The sequence below is a fragment of the Corallococcus praedator genome (assembly GCF_003612125.1).
Taxonomy (GTDB): Bacteria; Myxococcota; Myxococcia; order Myxococcales; family Myxococcaceae; genus Corallococcus; species Corallococcus praedator.
In genome coordinates this window covers 2,501-5,000 of sequence record NZ_RAWI01000495.1, presented here as the reverse complement: position 1 = coordinate 5,000, position 2,500 = coordinate 2,501, and the positions used below count along the sequence as shown (strand labels likewise).

Annotated in this window: 1 rRNA gene (only partly in view); it reads right to left on the bottom strand. The window is 54.7% G+C overall.

Annotated features, from left to right (window positions below):
• A 23S ribosomal RNA gene (locus D7Y13_RS37075) occupies window positions 1–2,212 on the bottom strand (it extends 756 nt beyond the left edge of the window).
• Window positions 2,213–2,500 lie beyond the last annotated feature (288 nt).

The following is a 2,500-nucleotide window of genomic DNA, read 5'->3' as shown; positions in this document are numbered from 1 at the left end:
CGGCCCGGCTTCAAAGGCTCCCACCTATCCTACACAGTCAATCCCTAGTGTCACTGTCAAGTTGTAGTAAAGGTTCACGGGGTCTTTCCGTCTTGCTGCGGGTAAACTGCATCGGCACAGCTATTTCAATTTCGCTGAGTCCCTCTCCGAGACAGTGCGGAAGTCGTTACTCCATTCGTGCAGGTCGGAACTTACCCGACAAGGAATTTCGCTACCTTAGGACCGTTATAGTTACGGCCGCCGTTTACTGGGGCTTCGGATCATCGCTTCGCCTTGCGGCTGACGAATCCCCTTAACCTTCCAGCACCGGGCAGGAGTCAGACCCTATACGTCGGCTTGTCGCCTTCGCAGAGTCCTGTGTTTTTGGTAAACAGTCGCTACCGCCATTTCTCTGCAACCTCTCTCGGCTTCGGCTGTACGCCTACACCTACCAGAGGCCCACCTTCTTCCGAAGTTACGGTGGAAATTTGCCTAGTTCCTTGGAGGAGAGTTCTCTCAAGCGCCTTAGGATTTTCTCCTCACCCACCTGTGTCGGTTTGCGGTACGGACACCCTGCAGACTCCCTGCGGGACTTTTCTTGGAAGCCGAGCATCAGCGACTTACCCCTTGCGGGGCGCCATGGGATCTCGGGGATAGCTGCCGCGCCTTTATTCGTACGCGACACCCCTACGTCTTTAGACTGACACAACCACCGGTCAGCTCGCCTAGCTTTCTCCGTCCTCCCTCAGTTCAACGTCTGCAAGATGGCGCAGGAATATTAACCTGCTTGCCATCACCTACGCCTTTCGGCCTCGGCTTAGGACCCGGCTAACCCTGGGAAGATTAACTTGACCCAGGAAACCTTGGGTTTACGGCGAGGGGGTTTCTCACCCCCTTTATCGCTACTCATTTCGGCATCAGCACTCCCAGTCGCTCCAGCAGCCCTTTCGGTCTACCTTCGCTGCAACTGGGACGCTCCCCTACCGCCATACGCGCCTGACGCGCATGACCCGAAGCTTCGGCACTAGTCTTGAGCCCCGTTACATTTTCGGCGCGGCCTGTCTTGACCAGTGAGCTATTACGCTTTCTTTAAAGGATGGCTGCTTCTAAGCCAACCTCCTGGTTGTCAATGACCTGCCACATCCTTTCTAGTGTTCACTTAGACTAGATTTGGGGGCCTTAGCTGTCGGTCTGGGTTATTCCCCTCTTGCCAATGGACGTTATCACCCACTGACTGCGTCCCGGGATAACAATTGCCGGCATTCGGAGTTTGGTACGGTTTGGTAATCTGGTGAGACCCCTAGCCGTTCCAGTGCTCTACCTCCGGCATTGAATTGCCCGAGCCGATACCTAAATATCTTTCGGGGAGAACCAGCTATCACGGAGTTTGATTGGCCTTTCACCCCTACACACAGCTCATCCCAGAAATTTTCAACTTTCATGAGTTCGGTCCTCCATGCGGTGTTACCCGCACTTCAACCTGGCCATGTGTAGATCACCCCGCTTCGGGTTATAATACACGCAACTCGACGCCCTGTTCGGACTCGCTTTCGCTCCGGCTCCACCTATCGGCTTAGCCTCGCTACGTATATTAAGTCGCCGAATCATGATGCAAAAGGTACGCTCTCGCACTGGCTTGCGCCGTAGTGCTCGAACTGCTTGTAGACATGCGGTTTCAGGTTCTTTTGACTCCCCTCACCGGGGTTCTTTTCACCTTTCCCTCGCGGTACTTGTTCACTATCGGTCGCCAAGGAGTATTTAGGCTTACCGGATGGTCCCGGCAGATTCAGACAGGATTGCACGTGTCCCGTCTTACTTGGGTAACCCGCTCAGCTCCAACTGGCTTTCGTGTACGCGACTATCACGCTCTTTGGTGCGTCTTTCCAGGACGCTTCCACTAGCCTGTCAAAGTCCTACCGCGGACCCGCTACCCCACCGCCATTTGCATGACGTTGGTTTGGCCTCTTCCCATTTCGCTCGCCACTACTTTGGGAATCACTCATTGTTTTCTCTTCCTCAGGGTACTGAGATGTTTCACTTCCCCTGGTTCGCTCTCGCAGCCCTATGGATTCAGACTGGAGTAACGCAGCTATTCGCCGCGCTGGGTTTCCCCATTCGGACATCTCCGGATCAACGTTTGGTTGGCAACTCCCCGAAGCTTTTCGCAGCCACCCACGTCCTTCATCGCCTCTTGGCACCTAGGCATCCACCGCACGCCCTTAGTAGCTTACTTGCCCTGATCTCTTGTCGTCACGCCCGCCTCCCGGCGGGATTGTCGAAACTCGAGGCCAAGGCCCAGGCCCCTGCTCTTCGCAGCAGACCCGGAAGACTCTTTATTGCTTGATTCTCACTGCTTCTTCTTAAAGTGGGAGACTTCATTTTCACCTCCAAGCTGCCTCGCGGCGCCTGGCGGCTACTTCATGAAGTCGGCACTTCTGTTGAGAACTTCACTCAGCAGAAATTGCAACTTACCCTTCGTATGCACTTGTCAAAGAACGTCCCTGCACTACCACCGCAGGTA